This is a genomic window from Nonomuraea sp. B19D2 (genome assembly GCF_040137845.1).
Lineage (GTDB): Bacteria > Actinomycetota > Actinomycetes > Streptosporangiales > Streptosporangiaceae > Nonomuraea.
Genome location: NZ_JBEFAK010000078.1, coordinates 14,828 through 36,056 on the forward strand (window position 1 = coordinate 14,828; position 21,229 = coordinate 36,056).

Below are 21,229 nucleotides of genomic sequence, written 5' to 3' on the forward strand. Positions count from 1 at the left end.
GACGGTCAAGGCGGAACGAGATCGGTGGTTCGGCCAGGTCTTCGGGGCGGGCCAGGGGGAGTGCCGGGCACGGGTGTCGTCAGGCACGGTCGTCGGGCCTTGTGCGGTTGCGGGGCTGGTCAGGACGTCGCCGGCGGGGGCGGCGGGCGTTGTGCGGCGGGCGTTGTGCGGCGGACCGCCATGTGTGGTGGACGGTGGGTGACCACCAGTTGGCGCGCCCGGCCAGGCGCATGACGGCGGGCACGAGCAGAGCACGGATCACGGTGGCGTCCAGCAGCACGGCCAGGGCCAGGCCCACGCCGATCATTTTGAGCGGGGTGAGGCTGGAGGTGGCCAGTGCGGCCATGACGATGGCGAAGATGACGGCGGCAGAGGTGAACAGGCGTCCGGTGTGCTGTAGGCCACGGGCCACTGCGGTGACGGTGTCGCCGGTGCGCCGGTGTTCCTCGGTGATGCGGGCCAGCAGGAAGATCTCGTAGTCCATGGACAGGCCGAAGGCGACGCAGAAGATCATGCTGGGCATCAGGATGTCGATGCTTCCTGTGGTGGTGAAGTCACCGACCAACCAGCGCAGGTGGCCGTCCTGGAAGACGTGGACCAGCACGCCGAACGTGGCGGTCAGGCTGAGCGCGTTCATCAGCAGCGCCTTGGCCGCCAGCACGACGCTGCCGGTGAGCGCGATGACCAGGACCAGGGTGGTAAACGCGACCAGGGCCAGCGCCAGGGGCAGGACGTGGCCGATGCTCTGGCGGGTGTCGGCCAGATTCCCGCCGGGCCCGCCGATCAGGACAGGTCCGGGAGCGCGGACCTGGCGCAGCCGATCGACCAGATCGCTGTTCTCCAGGGAGTAGGGCTCATAGGCGGTGGTGACCACCAGGTGGGAGACGGCCGCCCCATCAGGAACGGCGGGTGCCGCCCGAGACGAGGCTCCGATGGCCGAGCCCCGGGTGTAGGAGCCGGTGGCCGCGTCCACGCGCACGACCCCGCTCACCGCTGATGTCCGCTGGGCGTAGTCACTCAGGACCGGGACGTTGGCGCGATTGCCGGGCAGCTCGGGCAGCACGATGGTGGTCGGGGCGATGCCGCCACCTGTGGCGAAGTCCCGGCGCAACTGCTGGCCGGCCTGGGCCGCGGGCGCCTGTGGTGGCAGCACCCGGTCGTCCAGGGTGGCGAAGCGGACGCTTGTGAAGGGAACGCCGAGCGTGATCAGCAGCAGGGTGACCGGCACCGCGACGCTGATCGGGCGGCGCATGACGGCGACGGCGGCGTTGAACCACCACCGGCCGGTCGGGCGGCCGGCTCGCCAGGGGCCGGGTATCGGCAGGCTGTTGACGCGTTCGCCGAGCAGCGCCAGGGCGGCCGGCAGCACGAGGAGGCTGGTGATGGCCGCAAGGACGGTGATGGCGATGCCGCCGTAGGCGATGGAGCGGAGGATGGTGAAGGGGAACAGCAGCAGCGCGGCCAGCGACAGGGTCACGGTGGCTGCCGAGTACGCCATGGCGCGTCCGGTGGTCCTCATGGTGACGGCGATGGCCGCGGACGGTTCCCGGCCGCGCGCGAGTTCTTCCCGGAAGCGGGTGATGACGAACAGGCTGAAGTCGACGGCGAGCGCGAACCCGAGCGCGGTGGCGATGCTCAGGGCGAACACCGCGATCTCGGTGACCTCGGTGAGCAGCCGCAGCACGGCCATCGCGCCGACGACGGAGAGGGCGCCGACGAGTACGGGCAGCAGCGCGGCGACGGCGCTGCCGAACACCAGCAGCAGAATGGCGAGGGTCAGTGGGGCGGCGATGAGTTCGGCTGTGCGCAGGTCGCGCTCGCTGCGTTCCTGGGTCTCGGCTCTGATCGGGGCTTCACCGGTCGCCGTGACGGACAGGGGCCCCTGGCGGCCGACGAGGCCGGCGACGAGTCTGCGGGCTGCGGTGATCCGATGAGTGTGATCGCCGTTCAGCCGGGCCGTGATGAGGGCGCTGCGGCCGTCCCGGCTGCGCATCGCCGGTGAACGCGTCTCCCAGTACGAGGTGATCCGCGTCACCGCATGGTCATTCGCCAGCGTGGCGGCGAGCCGCCTGCCCGCGGCGACGTTGCTGGGGTCGTCCACGGAACCGGCGGCGCGAGCGATCAGTACGAGGTGCGGACTGCCTTGGCCGAGCGTGTTCTGCAGCAGATCGTCGGCCTGTGCCGAAGCGCTCCCGATCGGACCGGTGTTACCGAGGACGAGCCGGTCCTGAATGTCGTGGCCGACCAGCAGCGCCAGGACGAATGCGGCAGCGGTCAGCCAGAGCACGGACCATTTGGACCGCCTCGGCGCCGCGGCGTGTGACATGCGGGTACTCCTTCTCGACGCGGCGCGTGAGGAATGCGGCGACGACCGCTACGGCCAGGCCGGCACATACGTCACTGAGGTAGTGGTAGCGGCAGTAGACGACGGACGACGTCAGGCTGCAGACGAGGACCAGGCACAGGCGGAAGACGCGTTTGGACACCAGCCGGCGCATGGTGAGCAGCGCGGCCCAGGACATGGCGACGTGGGAGGATGGAAAGCACGTTCCCCGCGGATCCAGCTCCATGATGGAGGTCTGCATCCGGGTGATGAGATAGCCGGACAAATGGGGCGTCCCGAACTCGTCGGCGAGTGCGTGTACCGGCCCTCGCAGCGGCACGAGCAGGTAGCCGGGGTAGCACAGCACATGCGCCAGCACCTGGGCGAACATGAGCCTTGCCGCGTGACGGATCCGCCCTCGGGCCACCAGCCACAACGCCGGAACCGACACGAGCAGGTAGTAGGAGAAGTAACTGGCCATCATCACTTCGGTCAGCACCGGCGTGACGTACCGATCCAGCGCGAGGTTCGGCACACCGCCCAACGCCCACGTCTCCCATGCGATGACGTCCGCGTCGACGTAACGGCCGCGCAGGGCCGTGGCGTATCGCTCGGCGGAGGTGTACAGGTAGGGCTGCAACGCCAGCGGGCAGAAGATCCACAGGCCGGCCGTCCATCGGTGCCGCGGAAACCGATCGGCCAGCACCGCGCAGGTCAGCATGAGCATGGCACAGCCGCCGAAGCCCGCCAGCAGTGCCGCAGCCGTGTCCACCTGCTCGGCGAAGAGGGCCACGAAGGCACCGGCAACGGCGAGATAGCCGAGGAACAGCCAGGTCAACGGCGCCTTCCGGCAGGCCTGCCACGAGGTCGACGCCGCGGGGTCGGGCAGCACGGGCAGGGGCGCGTTGTCCATCTACGCCGTGAGAGCGGACGGCGGCGCGGTGCCGTCCTGCCCGGCGGGGATGAGGCCGAGACGACGACCGGCGGCAGCACACGCGTCCACGATGCGGGCCAGGTGGGCGTCAGTGTGCGCGGCGGTGACGCTGAGGCGGATGAGCGCCTTTCCCCTGGGGACACCTGGCGGAACCATGGCGTTGGTGTAGACGCCTTCGTTCAGCAGCTCCTTCCACAGGCGCGCACACAGCAAGGTGTCTCCCACCTGTATCGCTATGGCCGGAGTGATGCCCGGGGCGGTGGCGAAACCGAGTGCCGCCAGATCGGCGCGCAGCCTTTCGGCGGCGGCCATGACGCGCAGGCGGCGTTCGGGCTCGGTGCGGATGATGTGGAGCGCGGCTCGCGCAGCGGCGACGCAGCCTGACGGCAGGGACGCGGAGAACACCGCAGGCCGCGCGTGATGACGCAGGTAGTCGATGACGCGCCGGGAACCCGCGACAGCGCCGCCCAGGGTGCCGAAACATTTCGAGAACGTCAGCGTCTGCACATCCACCGCCGCCAGCTGTCCGAAGTGTTCAGCGGCACCCCTGCCCCCGGCACCGAGCAGGCCGACATCGTGGGCACCGTCCAGGATGAGACGGGCACCGTGGGCGCGAGCCAGCCGCACGATCCCGGGCAGGTCGCACAGATCGCCGTCGGTGGAGAACATGCCCTCGCTGAGAATGAGCCGCCCTTTGTCGGGGCCGGCCGTCTCCAGCAGCCGCTCCAAGTGGCCGATGTCGTTGTGCTGGTAGCGCGCCACGCTTGCCTGTCCCAGCTGGGTGGCGTCGACGAGCGAGGCATGGATGTACCGGTCCACGTACACCACGTCGTTGTGGGCGAACAGCGCGCCCAGGGCGAGATTCGCCTGGTAGCCGGTGGAGACCACCAGGGCCGCTTCCATCTCGAGGAAATCGGCGAGCTCGGCCTCCAACTCCTCGTGCAGCGCCAGCGAGCCGTTGAGCAGGCGCGAGCCGGAGTTGCCGACTCCGTGCCGGCCGAGCGCGTCAACGGCGGCGGACTTGAGACGCGGATCGTTCGACAGAGCCAGATAGTCGTTGGACCCGGCCATCAGCACGGCACGGCCGCCGATCACGACCTCCCCGTTCTCCAGCCGCTCGGTGATGGGACGGTAGTAGGGGTAGGTCCCCGACTCGACGATGAACTGCTGGTCGGGGCGGGGACGGCATTTACTGAAGGCATCCAGCACAGGCTCTGCTCTCTTCTCATTGCGGCACGTCGGCGTCCACAGACGAACGCCACCCAGCGACGATCACCAAGGGTGATCACTTGCGGTGCGGGGGCAAGTTTGGAGCAACGAATACCGAGGAAGGACGTGCCTTGACCAAACCTTTACCCATTGATCGTCACAGAGAGTCACTGTCTCGTCATACTTGGTGCTCCGCAGGAGATCGCACAACGCCCTTCAGAGGGGCCTGTGATGCCTGTGTCCACGCCGATCCCAGCATGGAAAGGACACCTCCGCGTGAGCGACGAGGAGATCTTCGAGGAACTGCGCTCCCTCTGCGTCAGCCTTCTGGACGCCGACCCCGCGGCCCTGAGCCCGGCCACGGATCTGCGCCGCGACCTGGAGGCCGACAGCCTCGATCTGGCCGAGTTGGTGACGGCCGCCGAGGTGCGGTTCGGGCACCCCTTCGACTTCGATCTCGCCTTGCGCATGCAGACGCTGGCCGACGCGGTGACACTCGTCCGGGCCACCGTCGACCGCGACCGTTCGGCGCAGCCCGGCTGATGGCCTCCAGCACTCGCGTCGCTGTCACCGGTCTCGGGGTACGCACGCCCGCCGGCCACCATCTCAAGGACCTGTGGGAAACCCTGGCCGCGGGTCACTCCACCGCGCGCACCATCACCTCCTTCGCCGCCGACGGCCTGCCGGTGAATTTCGCCTGCCAAGTGGGCGACCCCAAGTGGGCGGAGCTTGTGACGGTCAGGCAGGCACACCGCATGGACCGCACGACCCTGCTGGCCGTGTGTGCTGCCGCTGATGCCGTCACCGATGCAGGCGAGCTCCACGCACCACCCGAACGCCGCGCCGTGATGACCGGAACCGGGCAGGCCGGCAACGAGACGTACGAGCAGGCGATGCTGGGATACGGCGAGTTCGGGAATCCCACACCGCTGACCGTGCCGAAGAGCATGCACAACGCGGCCGCGGCATGGATCAGCATGCGACATCAGGTCTTGGGACCCAGTCTCACGGTCTCCAGCGCGTGCGCGTCCGGCGGCCACGCGATCGGCGAGGGCCTGCGCCTGATCCGGGACGGTTCGGCCGACGTGGTCGTGGCTGGCGGCGCGGAGGCATGTATATCACCCTCGGTGTTGTTGGCCTTTCACCGATGCGGTGCCTTGTCCAGGCGCGTCACGGATCCCGAACGGGCCTCGCGTCCCTTTGACATCGACCGCGACGGATTCGTCATGGCCGAAGGAGCTGCCTTCGTGGTGCTGGAGCGGCTCGAGGCCGCCCTGCGGCGCGGCGCCCGCGTCTACGCCGAACTGGCCGGTTACGGCCGTACCTCCGACGCCTACCACCTGACCATGCCGGTCCCCGACGGCGGCGGGGCGGAACGATGCATGCGCCAGGCGCTGACCGACGCGCGGCTTTCACCAGGCCACGTGGTACATGTCAACGCCCACGGCACCGGCACGCCTCTCAACGACCTCGCCGAGGCGCAGGCGATCTCACGGGTGTTCGGATCGGGGCAGGTTTCGGTCACCTCGACCAAGAGCGTCATCGGACACGCCCTCGGCGCGGCCGGAGCAATCGAGGCCGTCGTCAGCGCGCTCACCGTGTTCCACGGCGCGGCGCATCCCACCGCCAACCTCGACACGCTCGATCCGGGCTGCGACGTCGACGTCGTACGTGCCCCTCGGGCGCTCGCGCCGGGTGCGGTCCTGTCCAACTCCTTCGCCTTCGGCGGCCACAACGCCAGCCTCGTCTTCACCCCATCCGGCACATGAGCCTTTACGCGAAGAACGGTGCCTCGAATGCAGTCCCACCCTCATGCTCCCGCTCAGGCGACCCAGCCCGTGCGCTCACGCCGGGAGCTGACGCAGTTCGTCGAACTGCCCTACCACCTCCATCGCGACGACCCGCACTTCGTGCCGCCGCTGCGCAGCGAGTGCCGCCGCCTGCTCGACCGCAGGCGCAATCCCTTCTTCGCCTACGGCGAGGCCGAACTGTTCGTGGCCCGCAGCGACGACGGACGCGTGGTGGGCCGGATCGCCGCCGTGGACAACCCTCGCCACAACGACTTCCACCGTGCCCGCGACGGCTTCTTCGGCCAGTTCGAGTGCGTCGACGACCCGGCCGTGGCCCGCGACCTGTTCGAGGCGGCCGCCGCCTGGCTGCGCCGGCGCGGCCTGAACAGCATGATGGGCCCGGTCAACTTCACCACCAACGACGAATGCGGCCTGCTGGTGGATGGCTTCGACGCGCCGCCTTGCGTGCTCATGCCCTACAACCCGCCTCACTACCCGGCCCTGCTGGAGGCCGGCGGGCTGACCAAGGCGAAGGATCTGCTGGCCTTCGAACGCGATGGCCGCCCCTACGACGACCGGATCGTCCGGATCGCCGACAGCGTCCAGCGGCGTCACCGGCTCCGGGTCCGGTCACTCGACCTGCGCGACTTCAACGCCGAGACGGCCCGGATCAAACACATCTACGACCAAGCATGGCAGGAGAACTGGGGCTTCACCCCGATGACCGACAAGGAGTTCACCGCGCTGGCCCGCCGGCTCAGAAAGATCGCTGATCCTTCGCTCGTGCATCTGGCCGAGGTGGGCGACGAGCCCGTCGGCGTCATCCTCGCCCTGCCGGATCTCAACCAGGCGCTGCCGGTCGCGCACGGCCGGCTGACTCGCTTCGGACTGCCGATCGGAGCGGCTCGGCTGGCCCGCGCCGTACGCCGGATCGACCGCGCCCGTTGTGTACTGCTCGGCGTCGTCGCGGAGTTCCGCGGCCGGGGAATCGAAGCGGTGTTGATGCGCCGCCTGCATGAAGCAGGCGTCACCAGCTACCGCGGGATCGAACTCAGCTGGTCTCTGGAAGACAACCACGCCATCCACCGCACCATCACAGCCGTCGGCGCCACCCACACCAAGACCTACCGGATCTACCAGCGTTCCCTATGACCCGCTACCTCCTCACCGGCGCGACCGGTTTCGTCGGCCACCGGCTGACCCGGATGATCCTTGCCCGCGGGCATTCCGTCACCGCGCTGGCCCGCCCCTCGGCGCGCGCCCAAGCCCTACGCGAGATCGGCGTCAAGGTGATCGACGGTGATCTGAGCACCGGAGCCGGTCTTGGCGAAGCCGTCGCCGACGCCGACCGGGTGATCCATCTCGCCGCCCTGGTCAAGGCGCGTACCGCTGCCGACTACTGGACGGTGAATCGCCACGGCACCGCCCGGCTGGCGCGTGAGCTGGCCGCTCTGGCACGCCCGCCCCGCCTGGTGGTCTGCTCATCCCTGGCCGCCGCAGGCCCCTCGGCCGAATCACCGGACGGGCACCCCGGTGGGCCGGTCTCCCACTACGGCGCCAGCAAGCTGGCCGGTGAACAAGCAGTGCGCGAGTACGCCGACCGACTTCAGGCCGTCGTCGTGCGACCGGGCATTGTCTACGGCCCCGGCGAGCCCGCGCTGCTGCCTGTCCTGGTGCCCATGATCAGACGCGGGCTGGTGCTCAAGGCGGGACTCGGACCGCGCCGCTACTGTCTGCTCTATGTCGACGACCTGTGCACCGCTCTGCTGGCCGCCGCCGACCGAGGCACTCCGTTGTCCAGCGACAACCCCGACGCAGGCGTCTACCCGATCTGCGACGGGCTCACCTACGACTGGCCGGACATCTGCTCCGCCCTGGCCCAGGTGATGGGCTGCCGTTCTCCCGCCATCCTGCCGATGCCCATGAGCGTGGTCCACACAGCTGCCCGGCTGGCCCAGCTCGCCGGCCGGGTTCGCGGCCAGATGCCGGCACTCAACTCCGACAAGGCCCGGGAGATGGGCTGCGCTCATTGGGTGTGCCCGTCCGAGGGCATCCGCGTGGCTACCCGCGAACTCGGCTACGCGCCGCTCACCCCGCTGCACCGCGGGCTGACCGCAGCGGTCAATGGAGACCGGGAAGACACCTGAACGCGGCCGACCTCCCCTTGGATACAGATTGCACCGGGCATTCCAACCCAGAGCCATTCTGCGGAGTTATTTCGATACATGGACCGTTACGAGGGGTTCCATGAGTTCGTGCGTGCCCGTCAGCAGTCGCTGATGCGGACGGCGTACCTGCTCACGGGGAACCCCCATCTCGCCGAGGACCTGTTGCAGACGGTCCTCACCCGCGTCGCCTCTCACTGGACGAAGTTCACCAAGAGCGGCAACCCAGAGGCGTACGCGCGCAAGGCCCTGGTGAACCAGGCGCTCTCGTGGCGCAGGCGTAAGAAGATCGAGCTGCCCGAGGCCGAGCTGTCGGAGCTGGCCGAGCCCGGGCAGCCACATGACGAGGCGACCGTGCGCCGTCTCGCTCTTCGCCACGCGCTGGCGCAGCTCACACCGAAGCAGCGGGCGGTGATCGTACTGCGGTTCTACGAGGACCGCTCAGAGCACGAGACCGCGCAGCTCATGGGCGTCTCGATCGGCACCGTCAAGAGCCAGACCCACTACGCGCTGTCCAAGCTACGCGCGCTCACTCCCGAGGAGGTGTACCGATGAACACACTGCGTGATGATCTGCACGCGCTGGCCGAGGAGGCGCCCGCCGTCGATCTGGCGGCCCAGGCGGTACGGGGTGCGCGCAGAAGGCGCGCGACCCGGCTGGCCGTGGTCGCCGCCACCGTGACCTGCCTGATCGCGGCTGGTGGAGCTGTGCTGCTGCAGCAGATCCGGCCCGCGCCCCCGATCGTGCTCACCCCACCGGAGACGAAGGCGCTCCCGCTGCCGGCGAAGGGGGTCGGGCCGGTGGAGCAGGCGTACCGACCGGAGTGCCGGAGCGCGGCCAAGGAGTCGTGCCGTATCTGGCGGATCGCGACACGTGAGGGCGACACGTACGAGCTGGGCAAGGATGCGAGGGGGCCGCTGGAGGTCACGGCAGACGGCCGCAGGATCGCGTACTACAGCTCGCAGCACCGCACGATCGTGGTGCGCGACCTGGCGAGCGGCAGGACCTGGAAAGCGCCGCTGAAGCAGCCCGCGGAGGACTTCGCGGTCGAGTACGCGCTCCGCCTGTCGCCCAACGGCCTGCGGTTCATCGTGTCGGGATGGGGCGGCCGGCGCCAGCCGAACAAGCTGGTGGACATGGAGCGCGGGACGGTGACCGACCTCAAGCGGGGATGGTGGCCGGTGAGCGTGTCGGACGGTTCCGGATCCGTCGTGCTGGCAAAGCCGTACGACAACAGCAGCCAGGTGTGGGTGCTCGGCCACGACCCGATCACCATCCCGGACTTCACGTACTACTACAGCGCTCTCGCGCCTGACGGCCGGACGCTTGCTCGGCTGGGACAGACCTTCGACCCGGATCGAGAGCCGATGGTGCAGGAGGACGGTTCAATCGTCACCTTCGATGCGGTACAGGCCGGCCGGGAGACCCGTACCCCCATATCCGGACTCGCGGAAGGTCACCGTCCTTCGCGGCTCGGGAGCTGGCTGAACGCCACGGAGGTGAGCGTGCTGGCCACCCCCGAGCGGCTCAGCGCGGACGGGCCTCCGTCGCTCGTTTATGCGGTGGACGTGCGGACGGGCAAGAGCAGGGAACTGTTCGCCCTGCGCACAGGCGGGCTGAACGTGGTGCCGGGGTTGGTGCGCTGAGCGGGCCGGCTGGAGTGCCGGGCCGCCGAGCGGGATGAGGAGGCGGTCCCTGGGGGGTGTGGAGGCCGTTCCAGGTAGGCGGCGAAGCGGCTGACAACATTGTCAGGCGGTCGGATCGAGGAGGAGCTGCATGCGCGCGAAGTCGAACGTGAGTGCGTACGGCTTGAAGAACTCGTGCGTGGGCAGCCCGCCGATGCGGAAGCCGAAGCCGCTCTCGAACCACTCGGGGAACGCGCCGACGAGGCCGGGGAGCTCGCGGCGGACAGCGGTTCCCAGCGTCACCGTCCCGACGGTCACGGGATGGAATCCGTCGCCAGGGGGGACCTCGATCCCGGCGGCGGCGAAGGTGGAGCGGGGGGCGGTGAAACCGATGTCGCCGCCGCCGGTGTCGACGAAGAACACCATGCGGTCCAGGTCGTTCACGGTGCCGTGGGACAGCAGGTAGTGGTCGCCCAGGAACCACAGGGGCGCGCTGTGCCTCGCACGCACGCGCGCGTTCTTGTCCCTGCGCAGGACGAGCGCCTGACCCGGATAATCGATGGTGGACAGGAAGCGCGCCAGGACGCTCGTGCCGATCGCCCCCTGGGTGATCCTGCCGTCGGGCGCGGTGATTCGGATCGCGTCCGGGATCGTGTGGACCGGCACATTGCCGACGCTCAGGTCGCCGATGGCCAGGCGGTCCACGCGTCCCTGGTACGCCTTGTGCTCGCCGTAGACGGTGCGGCCGGTGGTGTGGCCGTACGTGGGGATGCGGAGCGCGTCGGCGTAGTCCTGGTTGAGCGCGAACAGGGCGCCGGTGTCGAGGAAGAACAGCGCGGGTGGAGCGCCGTTCAGCGACGCCTCGATCAGGGGGAGCGGATCGGTTGCCGCGAACGGCGCCCGCACCGTCGCGGGGCCGGAGATCTCGTACGGCGTGCGCCCGGCGAAGCTCCTCAACTGCCCGGCCGTCGCTGTGGGTCTGTCCCCTTTCACCGAGGGAAGCAGTGCGGCCAGCTCCGCGAACTCGTCCCCACGCCATAGCACGTCGGCGAGGTTGCTCAGCGCGCGCGAGTGCCCAGGGTCGAGTCGCAGCACCCGCCTCAGCAGGCGTTTGGCCGTGGGCAGCCGGTTGGCCAGCAGCGTGATGTAGGCGTGCTGAGCCAGCGCGTGCACGTGATCGGGATCGCTGGTGAGGACCCGCCGGTAGCGGGTGTCAGCGGCGGCGAAGTCGCCTGATGCGAACAGTTCGTCGGCCTTTTCCAGAGCCTTTCGTGCCGGCTCGGCGGCTGCGGCGGCCGGGCCGCTCCAGAGTGCGCCCCCTCCCGCTACAGCGGTGGCCTTTAAGAACGTACGGCGAGTGCTCATCGCCACACCCCTTCAAATACTAATTGGTATCTGGATACTGATCAGTATTCATATACCCTTGGGGATGTCAACCTCGAGGATCGGAGTACGTGCGGTGGGAGAACGGCTCACCCGGCAGGAGCAGCGGGAGCGTAATCGCCTCAACCTGCTGGAGGCCGCGGAGAAGGTGTTCGCGGAGCGCGGCATCCAGGGCGGCTCCATCGACGACGTCGCCGCCGAGGCCGGCCTCACCAAGGGCGCCGTCTACTCGAACTTCGCCGGAAAGGAAGACCTGTTGCTCGCGGTCATGCGCCATCGCCTTGGCCAGGAGGCGCGGGCCCAGGCGGAGCGCCTGCTCCACTCAGGCCGGGAGCCGGACGAGCTGGTGGCGGAATTCGGTGAGTACTGGGTGGAGGTGGTGCGTAGCGAGGCGCAGGAGAAATTCGCCCAGATGACCGTGGAGCTCATGATCCACGCCACCCGGCATCCGGCCGTGCGCGAACAACTCGTCGCCGTGCTGTTCCCGCCCGGTGGCAGCCCGGACCGCCATCCTCTGGCGCCTCCGGGCAGCGCGCTGGCCGAGCTGCCGTACGAACAGGCCGACGCGATGCTGAAGTCGCTGGACATCGGCATGCGCCTGCTCACCCTCCTCGCTCCCGAGCACTGCCCTCCGGAGCTGTTTCCCGCGGCCTTGCAACTGCTCAGCGCTCCCAAGGCGGCCGACTGACGGAGTACGGGCATTCGGTCACCTGCGGTTGAGGCCCAACAGCACGTTCGCGGCGACGATCCACCCGGGAGCGCTTCGGCGTCAGATCCGACCGAGGATTCGATGCACTTGACACAATCTGCCAAGTACTTGCTATCCTCGGGCGCCGTCCACGTGACCGAGCTGGCCGCGAGCCACAACATGGTCGCGAAGCAACCCGGCGACCTCGCCGATCTGATGGGCCTTCCCCCAAGGCCAGGTAGTTAGCGGGATTTGGTTCTTGTCAATCGGCTGAGACGGGCAACGGGACTCCTGTAGATCAGATGTTCGGCGAAGATCATCTGAAGAGTGGAGTCCCGTTGCGGGATCAGTCTGTCATTTCCCGGGTGGTGCGGGTGGCCGCGGGGGTGTTCGCACCGGGGCATCTTGGAGAGCTCAAGCAGGTCGTTCCGTTCGAGTTGGTGGATGCGGTGCTGGCGGAGACCGGCCGGGTGCAGCGCCGGATCCGAGAGCTTCCCTCGCGGGTCGGGGTGTATTTCCTGTTGGCGATGTGCCTGTTTCCGGAGGTCGGCTACCTGCTTGTCTGGGACAAGATGACCGGCGCTCTGGCCGGGCTGCCCGCTGTTGTTTCACCGACCGCAAAAGCGTTACGCGACCTGCGCCGCCGGGTGGGCGGTGCGCCGATGCAGGCGCTGTTCGAGGTTTTGTGCGGCCCGCTGGCGCGGCCGACGATCCCCGGGGTGCGGTTCGGCCGCTACCGGACGGTCTCCTTCGACGGCTGCAGCTCGCTCAAGGTCCCCGATACCAGCCGCAACCGGGCCTGGCTCGATCGGCTGGCCCATGGCGGTTATCCCCAGCTGGAGCTGATGACCCTGGTGGAGACCGGCACCCGGGCGATGATCGGCGCGGTCTTCGGGCCAACCGCCACGGGCGAGACCGCATACGCCAAGCGGCTGCTGCACCTGCTGAGGCCGGACATGCTCGTGCTGTGGGACAAGGGATTCGATGGCAACGACTTCCTCGCCGCGGTGACGGGCACCGGAGCTCAGGTCGTCGGCCGCCTGCGCAGCAACCGCCGCGTCCCGGTCCTATCCCGCCTGGCAGACGGCTCCTACCTGTCGGTGATCGGCTCGGTCCCGGTGCGGATCGTCGACGCGCAGATCACCGTGACCTGCGCTGACGGCACCGTCTTCGACGCCTCCTACCGGCTGGTCACCACGCTGACCAACGCCCGCCGCCACCCGGCCGGCGCCCTGGTCTCCTTGTATCACCAGCGCTGGGAACACGAATCGGCTTACTACGCGCTCCGGCACACAATCCTGCGCGGCCGCGTGCTGAGGTCGGGCGACCCAGCCGGCGTCGAGCAGGAGATGTGGGCGCTGCTCACGCTCTACCAACTGCTGCGCACCGTCATGGTCGACGCAGCGCAGTCCCGCCCCGGAACCGATCCCGATCGATGCGGGTTCACCATCGCCTTCCACGCTGCCCGTGACCTGGTGATCCAAGCCGAAGGCGTCCTGCCCGAAGCTCCCGACCCCATCGGAACGATCGGACGCCGGGTGCTGGCCAGGCTGCTCCCACCACGACGCCCACGAATCAGCACCCGCAAGGTCAAATCACCGATCTCCCGCTACGGCGAACGGCTGGACGACGGCCGCCCCGACACCAGCCGCGCCATCACCCACCTCGACATAACCCTCCTGCCGCCCCCGCCCGCACTGCCTGCCGCATCCCGAGACGAGCGACCCATAGCCTCGGCCGACCGCCGCAGACAACAACGGGTCCTGGCCCTCCTCCACCAAGACCCCGACCGCCCCTGGCCGGCCCGCGACATCGCTCGCCACCTCGGCGACATCACCCTGAACACCATGTATCGGCAACTGTCCCGATGGTCTGCAACCGGACTCATCCACAAGATCAGCCCGGGCCTCTACACCGCCGTGCCCACCCTGCCACCTCCTTGACAGACACCCGAAAACGCTAACTACCTGGCCTTGGGGGAAGTGCCCAGTTCTGTTGACCGGCGGTCCGCCTCGCCAGCCGGTGGCAAGAAACCCGTACCGGAAAGTGCCAGGCCCGAGGAATGGCGACCGCGATGGTGGTCATAGAGGCATTCTTCCTACTGCGGGTGGGCCGGCGGAAGGGTTGATCACACGCAGCCGGCGGCCGTGACTGCGGTGCTCTGTTCGTCGTGGTCGCGGAGCATGCGCAGGACGGTTGCTGGTGAGGGGTGCCGGCCTTTCCGCTTGCCGGTGGTGATGACCAGGCGTGCGGCGATGTCGCGCAGGCTGAGGTTCTGCTCGCGCAGGTGCAGGGCCATCGACAACATGGCCTCGTCGACGACGGCCGCGCCGCCGATGCTCTTGCCGCGCCGCCGGGCCGACTCGTGGCCCTCCAGGGTGCGGTCGCGGATGTACTCGCGTTCCATCCCCGACAACGCGGCCAGCACGGTGAACACGATCCCGGACGGGTCGTGGGAGCCCTGCAGGTCGCCGGTGAGGAATTCCAGGCCGACGTCGGCCGCCTTGAGCTGCTCGGCCAAAGCGGCCAGGTCCAGGCCGCGGCCCAGCCGCTTGTGTTCGTGGACCACCAGGGTGACCGCGACGCCGGAGGCCCGCAGCTCGCGGGCGAGGGCGACGGCGCGCTCGAGTTTGGGCCGCTGGGTGGCGCGTGTGGAGATCTTCTCGGAGAAGATCCGGGTGACGCCGGCCTCGGCCAGGGCGTCGAGCTGGGTGTCCAGGGACTGGCGCAGGGTGGAGGCGCGGGCGTAGCCGATGCGCAGGTGCCCGGCCGGCGTGGTCCCGGCGGTGGGGCGCGGCAGTTCGACCCAGACGGAGCCGGGCTTGCGGATGGCTGGGGTGGGGACGTTGAGCGCCTTGGCCAGGGCGGGCACGAGCCGGAAGCGGGCGGTGTGGTACTGGATAGCCACCTTGCCGCGGCTGGTGCGGCACGGCGATCCGGCGGGGGCGGCGCAGGTGGACATGGGGCAGGCGTGGGCCTCCACGCGCGCGAAGTCGTCGTCGCTCACCCCGAGAGCGTTTCATGGGTACGTTTCAGCCGTCCAGCCGTTTGCACCGACCTATGAAACAAACAATCCCCAGCACGCCGCCGACCCTAGCGACTGTTTCACAGGCGACCGCTTATGAAACAGCTTTCTGATCCGGGAGGTCGGCCGTGGATCGAGGGCTGCAGGTCTGTCGGAGTCCCAACCGGGGATCTTTCGGGCACTCACTATCTGCAGTCAATCGACCACTGGTATGTAGGTGATGTGCGGCTGGCTGCTGGAGGAGAGCCAGTCTCGTTGGGGGGCCGACATGGGCGGCGGAACCTTCGCTCACGCGCTTCGAAGCCCAAGAACTCATCCGCCGCGAACGCGACTTACGAAGCCGGGCCGAGCGGTACGTCATCGACGACGACGTCTGGTACCAGGCCATGATCGCCAGTGCCCGCGCCAACGCTCTGCTCGCCGACACTGCCCGGCAAAGCGCCCGTACCCTCGGCCCGGCCACCCCCGCAGGCGTCCGGCTGGAGAATATGAGCCAGTTCCTCAACCGCGTCGGCGAAGACCTGGCCCGCTCGGCCGAGCACTGGCGCCAGGCCTACGCCACCCCACACACGAGCGAGCATGGGTAAGACCAGCGGTGGCAGATCCGCTCGTCGGCGTCGAGGAAAGGCGTGCCGGGGAAAGGCCACCTCCACACAACATCACGCAAAAGGCCGTTGCCCGGCCCCGAGTCGTCGGGGCCGGCAACGGCCTTCATAACGCCCGCCAGCGCATGAGCCGGATCACGGTGGTTGGAACCGGCGGGCGGCAGTGACCTGCTCAACTCGATTCGGCGAATCAGGCTTGTTAACACCGACGGCTCACGGTTGTTGGCACCAGCGTGGAGTTCTCAGCCTTCTTGGCACGCGCTTGGGGGCGCTGACCTGGTGGAACAGACCCAGGAGCACGTCGACCGCCGAGGTGGTGCCGACAATCGTGAGCAGGTGCATCTAACGCGATCGGGCTCAGCGCATCAACCAGCTGCCGAGCCAGCACGACAAGAGTGCGGCAGAAACAGCGACATCAACCGTGGCACGTCACACTCTGGCGGCTCACCCGCTCTCGGTGACGGCAGCGGGTCAATCACCCGGCGGCGCGCGCCACCGGCTGCCTGAGCATCGTCTTGGGCTCAGGATCGGTGAACTCGGTCAGGTAGATCTCGTGGTGCAGCCCGTTGCGCACCAGAGCGTGCTCGGCCATGAATGCCTCCATCACGTCGAGCGACGCCTTCTCCTCGCTGTAGGGCCCCTCGTGGAGCAACTCCACGCACTCGCCCTCGGTGAAGGTGACCACCTGGACGCGGTCGACGGCCGCGCCAGACGCGCGTGCCTGCTCACGCGCCGCCTCGACCACCCCCGGCTCGGGTACGTCAGGCAACGGCAGCAGCAGATGCCACCGCCACTGATCGCGCGGCACTTCCAGCGGCGGCCGAGAGGTGTCCTCCACCCACCAACGGCCCTCCAGCGGGCCGGCCGGGCCGCCCATGACGGAGGCCACGGCGTACAGGGCACCGATGGCCGAGACGTGCTCGGCGCCGCCGGGCTCGCCCATGCCGGTGACGTTGAGACAGGTGACGGGGTCGCAGTGGACCAATTGCGGTGTCATAGCTCCTCCAAAGGAATCATCAGATGGGTGATCAGCCGATCGGGCGGGGTGGTTGCCGGGTCCGACACGTACACCTCACGGATCGGACCGCGGACGGGACAGCGACGCTCAGCGCACCAGGACAGCAGCGCATGCGCGGTCAGCCCGATCTGGCCGTATGGGCCGACGTGAGTGGCGCTGGCGAACCGGCCACCTGGCAGCACGTCGAGCTCGGCCCCCGCTACCGGCTCCTCGCTGACCAGAGCGACGGAGACGGCGACGGGCTCACCGAGGTCAAGCGGGAACAGGCCGATGAGCTCGGGAGCGGTGGCCGACGACGCAGCCCGCAGCCTGGCGATGGCAGCCGAGGTGACCCGGCCGACGTCTGACGGATCCGCCGCCGTCGCTGCGGCCACCGCCACGCGCCGCACTGGTTCAGTGACCACCGTAACGGGAGTGGACGGCAGGCCCTCCGCCATGACGCGCTCCAGCGCGGCCAGCATCGATCGGCGCTTGGCCAGCTCGGCTTCCAGTCGCTCGTGCACTCCCTCCAGGACACCGGGCGTATCGGAAAGCACCTGCGCGATGACGGCGAGCGGGACGTCGAGCGAGCGCAGCAGCCCAATCGACAGCGCATCGCGCGCCTGCTCATGCCGGTAGTAGCGGTACCCGGTGTGCTCGTCCACGTACGCGGGCACCAGCAGTCCGAGCTCGGCATAGTGCCGCAGCTGCTTGATGCTCAGCCGACCGAGCCTGGCGAACTGCCCGATCGGCAACAGCTCCACGTCCATGCCCCCAGCATGGGGTCTCCCCATGTGGGAGAGTCCAGCCGTGTCTCCTAGATCGGTAGGAATAAGGTCTTCGATGGCCTCTGACAAGCCCGCTCAGTCCCATCCGGCCTACTGCCTCCGCCTCAAGAGGATCAGCGCCTCGCTGGAGATCTTCCGCACCCTGCGGAGGGTTGATCAACCTGTGCGCGCGACCTTGCGCCTTGAGCGCAGTAGCGGTGGAGACGGCGAACTGGTGGATGTAATCCCCTCACCAACCTCTTGAAGTCCCCAGTTCAAGCGTGGTTTGGCGGCTCGTCGCACAGTTCTTAACGGCACCCCAAACTCGCCGCCGCCTTCACCAACGCCTGCAGCGTCATGGGCGTGCTCCTTCGTGTCTGCGGTCAGACTGACGCCACAGCCGTCCACGTCCGGATCGCCAACGCCGCGATCTGTATCACCGGCCCAGCCGCCACCACCGACTGGGCCCGCCGCTACTACGCGCCGTCGTGGGACGGCGGCGCATGTACCAGCAGGTCGAATGCCCGGGCGCGGCCTTTACCAAGAGCGTCTGGCCGCTGCCGGGCAAGACCGCGCGGGACTGGGAGAGGGTCGCGTCGTCCTTCTACCGCGACTCCGCCGAGTACGGCAAGGCCGCCAACCGCAAGCGGTGGGTTAAGGCCGGTTTCCGCACCGCCGACCCGGCCTCCTGCGACACCTGGGCGGCAGCCTCGTCCAAGGTCTCCTGACGCGATCGACCCCGGCCTGGCCGGCCAGAACGTCCTGGTCGCCGCAGGGGCGGGCGGCATCGGCACGGCGATCAGCCGGGTGCTCGCCACCCATGGCGCCCGCGTGGCGATCCGCTACCTCGAGCGGGACGCCACACCGCCGGCCTGCCCAACATGCCGTACGGACCCCCAGATAGGGGTTCTCGACACCGAGACGACGGGGTCGACTGTGTGGTGACGACGGTCGTGACTGGGGCGGTGCCGGACGCGGGCAAGCGATCGCTCTGCCGGTCGTTGGGAGCCTCTGTCAGTCCTTCGCGGTGGGGCGGGAGACATGGGTGACGGCGAGTCGGGTCGCCGTCACCCGGGCGTCGGGATGCTAAGCGGGCGGCTGGAGGACGGTGACCACGTGGGTGGTGCTCGCTGGCTCGATGGTCGAGTTGCCGAGCAAGTTGACGGTGTATGTGTGTTCGCCGGCCGTGGTCGGCGTATCGGAGAAGCTGAACGACCCGTCGGCGGCGGGGGTCAACTTCACCAGGCCCGTCGAGGTGCCGGTGCCGTCCGGGCTGACGACCTTGCGTGAGACGGTGATGATCGTCCGCGGGAAGGTGATGCCGTCGGCGCCGAAGGTTCCGCTGAATTCGAGCCGCTCGCCGATGTTGCCCGTCGCCGGTCCGGTCGCGGTGAGCGTCGGCTGGTACCTGGCCACCGTGACGGTCACCGAGGAGCCGCTACCCCGGAACCATGAGGTGCCCGGCCAGTACACCTGATACTTGAACGCCCCGGTCGACGGCGGGGCGTCGGTGAATTGGTAGGTCCCGTCCGCCGCCGTGGTGATCTCCTGGAACGGCCTGGAGGTGCCGTCGGGGAGCCAGCGGTACAGTTCGAGCGTCTGTACGCCGGGTGGCAGTCCGCTGCTCAGCGTGAGCCGTCCGCTGCTCAGCGTGAGCCGTCCGCTGAAGGTCGACTGCTTGAGCGCGGTCACCTTGGAGGGAGCCGTCAAGGTCAGCGTGGAGGAGTGGTAGGGCGAGGGAGGCAGCCGCCAGAGGTGCATCCGCCCGGTGCCGGGCTCTTTCAGAACCGCGAAGGTGAGTGTGCCGTAGAACTCGATGCTGCCCGCTACGACCACCTTCCCCTGGTGGGCGGCTGTGTAGATGACCTCCGCGCTGGTCGCGTCGTACACCACGAGCTCCGCCGCGTCGCCCGCGGAGGAGTTCCAGCCGCCCACGACGTAGGCGCCGTTCGGGCTGGCCGCGACGGCGGTGGGGAGGCCGTGCTCGCTCAGCTCGCCGCTGTCGTAAGCGCGGGTCTTGGCGTTGGTCGTCGTGTCCCAGGCGTCGAACCGGTGAGTGTCGGCCAGCGCCGACAGCGCCGCTGACCCGTAGTCGGCGAGGGCGAGGTCCCGCAGGGACGTGTCAGCGCGGATCTCACCGCGCGGGGTGGCCGGGGTGGTGCTGACGTCATACACCCTGATCGAGGCGGGGTCGGCTCCCGGCTCTCCCGCCACCAGAGTGCTCCCGGCGACGGCGACCAGCGGAGGCTGCGTCGTGCCTGGCCCGACCGGGACGAGGGTGGGTGTCGGCCTCCACAGCTCGAGGGTGACGACGCCTCCTTCCCCCGCTTGGCCGCACCCGTATCCGACCCACAGCCGCTCGTACGACTGGGCCAGCGTGGACGGGCACGGGTAGGCAGTGAGGTCGATCCGCTTGGTGATGGCGAGTGTTGCGATGTCGATCTCGATCACTTCATGCGAATCGCGCAGCGCCGCGTACACCTTCCTGCCGTTGTCCGCCACGGACAGGGCCACGGCACCGGACAGGCCGCTGATCGTGTCGATGAGCGCGCCGTCGCTTTTGGTGACCACGATCCGATCGTCGGCGGCGACGAAGATTTTGCCGCTGTGCCCCACCACGTCGCCGCCCCTGTCGGCGGCGACGCCGAGGTCGGTGACGGTCGCGGCGGCCGCGGCGGTGGGCGCCTGAGTGACGAGCAGGGCCGCCATCAGGAGCAGGGTCCCGGCCCAGGCGACTAATCGGCAGGACAGAGGAGCTCGGGCAGAGGTTGATGGGCGCACAGGCACTCCGTTCTGGAGGAGAAGGGGAGAAGCGAGCGCTCCGACATGACTGCGGGACTCGGCTCCACTGACGATCTTCCCTAATCGAACACATATTCGCATAGTGTGGCATTGTCGTCTAGGGATCTTCGGCGTCGTGATTCGAAGGGCAGACCCGTCCCTCGGCCTACGGCCGCGCCTACGTCGCCCCACGCCCCTACACCCTGGAAACCCTGGGGCAGGCCGCCGACCTCAGCCCCTCCGGCGCCAGCCGCGCCTTCGGGGCCGACGAGGTCGTCGAGGTTGGCGACCGCACCGGCCTGCGCCCACCCGCCGCCAAGATCGAGGACTACGACCCCGACGATCCCCGACTCGGCCAGGCCAGCCGCATCCGATGCACCTGGGGCGGCGGGGACCGCAACAACCCTTGCCCCAACCACCCCAAATACACCGTTGCCGACAAGTCCGGCACCCGCTGGGCCTGCTGTGACGATCATCTCCCCCGCTACCTCGCCTCCCGGCCCCCGCGCTGAATCAATACCAGGGAAGCCGAGCGGGCAGCTCGGGCAGTTTCCCCGGCCGCATACAGATCTGGGAGAAGTCCAGGGTTTCGTGGTGGCCGTGATCGCAGCGGCCGACCAGACCAACCCCAGCCCCTGATAGCGGCCCACCGGCATCGCGAGCTCGGCCGAACACCCCGGCACACCTTCGATGCAACATGCCTTCAAGGCCGGTCCACATGCCTTACGTGCCTGACAAGATCGTCGCGCTCTGACCTGGGAGAATAGGCCAACAACCCAAGATAAGGGTGGCCGCACGGCAGCAAGAACACCGCTTTAGTCTCCGATCTCCCCTGGTGGAGGAGGCCGTTCTGGCCTGAAAATCGGGGTGGTTGCCCGCTGACGTCGTATCTCCTTGGTCGTTCAGGCCGTGCTTTAGTCGGACGCCGGGAGCCGCG

The 21,229-nt window shown here is 68.7% G+C and carries 18 protein-coding genes; 10 read left to right on the top strand and 8 right to left on the bottom strand.

The genetic code is table 11. The features are described 5' to 3' along the window. Nucleotides 1-79: 79 nt before the first annotated feature. Genes ABN273_RS56055 through ABN273_RS56065 form a run of 3 tightly spaced genes read right to left on the bottom strand, consistent with a single transcriptional unit; the run spans nucleotide 80 to nucleotide 4,466 of the window. Entirely contained in the window at nucleotides 80-2,326 is a 2,247-nt protein-coding gene (locus tag ABN273_RS56055; protein WP_349457959.1) for an MMPL family transporter, read from the bottom strand. Then, complete coding sequence (locus ABN273_RS56060) at nucleotides 2,208-3,236, bottom strand: phosphatase PAP2 family protein (RefSeq protein WP_349457960.1); 1,029 nt, start codon at nucleotides 3,234-3,236, stop codon at nucleotides 2,208-2,210. The genes ABN273_RS56055 and ABN273_RS56060 overlap by 119 nt, the downstream gene beginning before the upstream one ends. Continuing rightward, nucleotides 3,237-4,466 carry an aminotransferase class I/II-fold pyridoxal phosphate-dependent enzyme gene (locus ABN273_RS56065; protein ID WP_349457961.1) on the bottom strand — a complete coding sequence of 410 codons (1,230 nt, stop codon included), beginning with the start codon at nucleotides 4,464-4,466 and terminating at the stop codon, nucleotides 3,237-3,239. 276 nt (nucleotides 4,467-4,742) lie between these two features. On the opposite strand from ABN273_RS56065, the gene ABN273_RS56070 reads away from it, so the two are divergent. The 6 genes from ABN273_RS56070 (at nucleotide 4,743) to ABN273_RS56095 (ending at nucleotide 10,067) form a co-directional block, all read left to right on the top strand. Then, the gene (locus ABN273_RS56070) at nucleotides 4,743-5,009 is read left to right on the top strand and encodes an acyl carrier protein (RefSeq protein WP_349457962.1); all 267 of its coding nucleotides are present in this window, start codon (nucleotides 4,743-4,745) and stop codon (nucleotides 5,007-5,009) included. Further along, nucleotides 5,009-6,235 carry a beta-ketoacyl-[acyl-carrier-protein] synthase family protein gene (locus tag ABN273_RS56075; RefSeq protein WP_349457963.1) on the top strand — a complete coding sequence of 409 codons (1,227 nt, stop codon included), beginning with the start codon at nucleotides 5,009-5,011 and terminating at the stop codon, nucleotides 6,233-6,235. The genes ABN273_RS56070 and ABN273_RS56075 overlap by 1 nt, the downstream gene beginning before the upstream one ends. 27 nt (nucleotides 6,236-6,262) lie before the next feature. Continuing rightward, nucleotides 6,263-7,408 (top strand): hypothetical protein, encoded by a 1,146-nt coding sequence (locus tag ABN273_RS56080; RefSeq protein ID WP_349457964.1) that lies wholly within the window; start codon nucleotides 6,263-6,265, stop codon nucleotides 7,406-7,408. After that, nucleotides 7,405-8,403 (top strand): NAD-dependent epimerase/dehydratase family protein, encoded by a 999-nt coding sequence (locus tag ABN273_RS56085; protein ID WP_349457965.1) that lies wholly within the window; start codon nucleotides 7,405-7,407, stop codon nucleotides 8,401-8,403. The genes ABN273_RS56080 and ABN273_RS56085 overlap by 4 nt, the downstream gene beginning before the upstream one ends. 78 nt (nucleotides 8,404-8,481) lie before the next feature. Continuing rightward, nucleotides 8,482-8,976, top strand: a complete 495-nt coding sequence (locus ABN273_RS56090) for a SigE family RNA polymerase sigma factor (RefSeq protein ID WP_349457966.1) — start codon at nucleotides 8,482-8,484, stop codon at nucleotides 8,974-8,976. After that, nucleotides 8,973-10,067, top strand: a complete 1,095-nt coding sequence (locus ABN273_RS56095) for a WD40 repeat domain-containing protein (RefSeq protein WP_349457967.1) — start codon at nucleotides 8,973-8,975, stop codon at nucleotides 10,065-10,067. The genes ABN273_RS56090 and ABN273_RS56095 overlap by 4 nt, the downstream gene beginning before the upstream one ends. A gap of 102 nt (nucleotides 10,068-10,169) precedes the next feature. Here the strand turns inward: ABN273_RS56095 and ABN273_RS56100 are convergent, their stop codons facing one another. Further along, nucleotides 10,170-11,411, bottom strand: a complete 1,242-nt coding sequence (locus ABN273_RS56100) for an aspartyl protease family protein (RefSeq protein ID WP_349457968.1) — start codon at nucleotides 11,409-11,411, stop codon at nucleotides 10,170-10,172. Nucleotides 11,412-11,475: 64 nt separating this feature from the next. On the opposite strand from ABN273_RS56100, the gene ABN273_RS56105 reads away from it, so the two are divergent. Beyond that, a complete protein-coding gene (locus ABN273_RS56105) occupies nucleotides 11,476-12,117 on the top strand; it encodes a TetR/AcrR family transcriptional regulator (protein ID WP_349457969.1) in 642 nt (213 codons plus the stop codon). A gap of 338 nt (nucleotides 12,118-12,455) precedes the next feature. Further along, complete coding sequence (locus tag ABN273_RS56110; protein WP_349457970.1) at nucleotides 12,456-14,060, top strand: IS4 family transposase; 1,605 nt, start codon at nucleotides 12,456-12,458, stop codon at nucleotides 14,058-14,060. 185 nt (nucleotides 14,061-14,245) lie between these two features. On the opposite strand, the gene ABN273_RS56115 is transcribed toward ABN273_RS56110, so the two are convergent. Further along, nucleotides 14,246-15,124 carry a recombinase family protein gene (locus ABN273_RS56115; RefSeq protein ID WP_349457971.1) on the bottom strand — a complete coding sequence of 293 codons (879 nt, stop codon included), beginning with the start codon at nucleotides 15,122-15,124 and terminating at the stop codon, nucleotides 14,246-14,248. Nucleotides 15,125-15,501: 377 nt separating this feature from the next. Between ABN273_RS56115 and ABN273_RS56120 the strand changes: the two genes are divergently transcribed. Beyond that, nucleotides 15,502-15,729, top strand: coding sequence for a hypothetical protein (locus ABN273_RS56120; protein ID WP_502911336.1), 228 nt, complete (start codon nucleotides 15,502-15,504; stop codon nucleotides 15,727-15,729). Between the two features lie 493 nt (nucleotides 15,730-16,222). On the opposite strand, the gene ABN273_RS56125 is transcribed toward ABN273_RS56120, so the two are convergent. Continuing rightward, complete coding sequence (locus ABN273_RS56125) at nucleotides 16,223-16,744, bottom strand: hypothetical protein (RefSeq protein ID WP_349457973.1); 522 nt, start codon at nucleotides 16,742-16,744, stop codon at nucleotides 16,223-16,225. Then, on the bottom strand, nucleotides 16,741-17,514 hold the full coding sequence (locus tag ABN273_RS56130) for a MerR family transcriptional regulator (RefSeq protein WP_349457974.1): 774 nt from the start codon (nucleotides 17,512-17,514) through the stop codon (nucleotides 16,741-16,743). The genes ABN273_RS56125 and ABN273_RS56130 overlap by 4 nt, the downstream gene beginning before the upstream one ends. Before the next feature lie 500 nt (nucleotides 17,515-18,014). Between ABN273_RS56130 and ABN273_RS56135 the strand changes: the two genes are divergently transcribed. Then, nucleotides 18,015-18,239: a hypothetical protein gene (locus ABN273_RS56135; protein ID WP_349457975.1), complete on the top strand. Its 225-nt coding sequence runs from the start codon at nucleotides 18,015-18,017 to the stop codon at nucleotides 18,237-18,239. A 358-nt stretch (nucleotides 18,240-18,597) separates the two neighbouring features. Here ABN273_RS56135 and ABN273_RS56140 read toward each other — a convergent pair whose 3' ends face one another. Beyond that, complete coding sequence (locus ABN273_RS56140; protein WP_349457976.1) at nucleotides 18,598-20,220, bottom strand: YncE family protein; 1,623 nt, start codon at nucleotides 20,218-20,220, stop codon at nucleotides 18,598-18,600. Nucleotides 20,221-21,229: the final 1,009 nt, after the last annotated feature.

Bases quoted from the DNA above. Each gene is read 5' to 3' on its own strand.
- ABN273_RS56130 (WP_349457974.1), bottom strand. From the start codon at position 17,514: ATGGACGTGGAGCTGTTGCCGATCGGGCAGTTCGCCAGGCTCGGTCGG.
- ABN273_RS56085 (WP_349457965.1), top strand. From the start codon at position 7,405: ATGACCCGCTACCTCCTCACCGGCGCGACCGGTTTCGTCGGCCACCGG.
- ABN273_RS56100 (WP_349457968.1), bottom strand. From the start codon at position 11,411: ATGAGCACTCGCCGTACGTTCTTAAAGGCCACCGCTGTAGCGGGAGGG.
- ABN273_RS56075 (WP_349457963.1), top strand. From the start codon at position 5,009: ATGGCCTCCAGCACTCGCGTCGCTGTCACCGGTCTCGGGGTACGCACG.
- ABN273_RS56060 (WP_349457960.1), bottom strand. From the start codon at position 3,236: ATGGACAACGCGCCCCTGCCCGTGCTGCCCGACCCCGCGGCGTCGACC.
- ABN273_RS56105 (WP_349457969.1), top strand. From the start codon at position 11,476: ATGTCAACCTCGAGGATCGGAGTACGTGCGGTGGGAGAACGGCTCACC.
- ABN273_RS56055 (WP_349457959.1), bottom strand. From the start codon at position 2,326: ATGTCACACGCCGCGGCGCCGAGGCGGTCCAAATGGTCCGTGCTCTGG.
- ABN273_RS56080 (WP_349457964.1), top strand. From the start codon at position 6,263: ATGCAGTCCCACCCTCATGCTCCCGCTCAGGCGACCCAGCCCGTGCGC.
- ABN273_RS56140 (WP_349457976.1), bottom strand. From the start codon at position 20,220: ATGGCGGCCCTGCTCGTCACTCAGGCGCCCACCGCCGCGGCCGCCGCG.
- ABN273_RS56090 (WP_349457966.1), top strand. From the start codon at position 8,482: ATGGACCGTTACGAGGGGTTCCATGAGTTCGTGCGTGCCCGTCAGCAG.
- ABN273_RS56095 (WP_349457967.1), top strand. From the start codon at position 8,973: ATGAACACACTGCGTGATGATCTGCACGCGCTGGCCGAGGAGGCGCCC.
- ABN273_RS56125 (WP_349457973.1), bottom strand. From the start codon at position 16,744: ATGACACCGCAATTGGTCCACTGCGACCCCGTCACCTGTCTCAACGTC.
- ABN273_RS56135 (WP_349457975.1), top strand. From the start codon at position 18,015: ATGTACCAGCAGGTCGAATGCCCGGGCGCGGCCTTTACCAAGAGCGTC.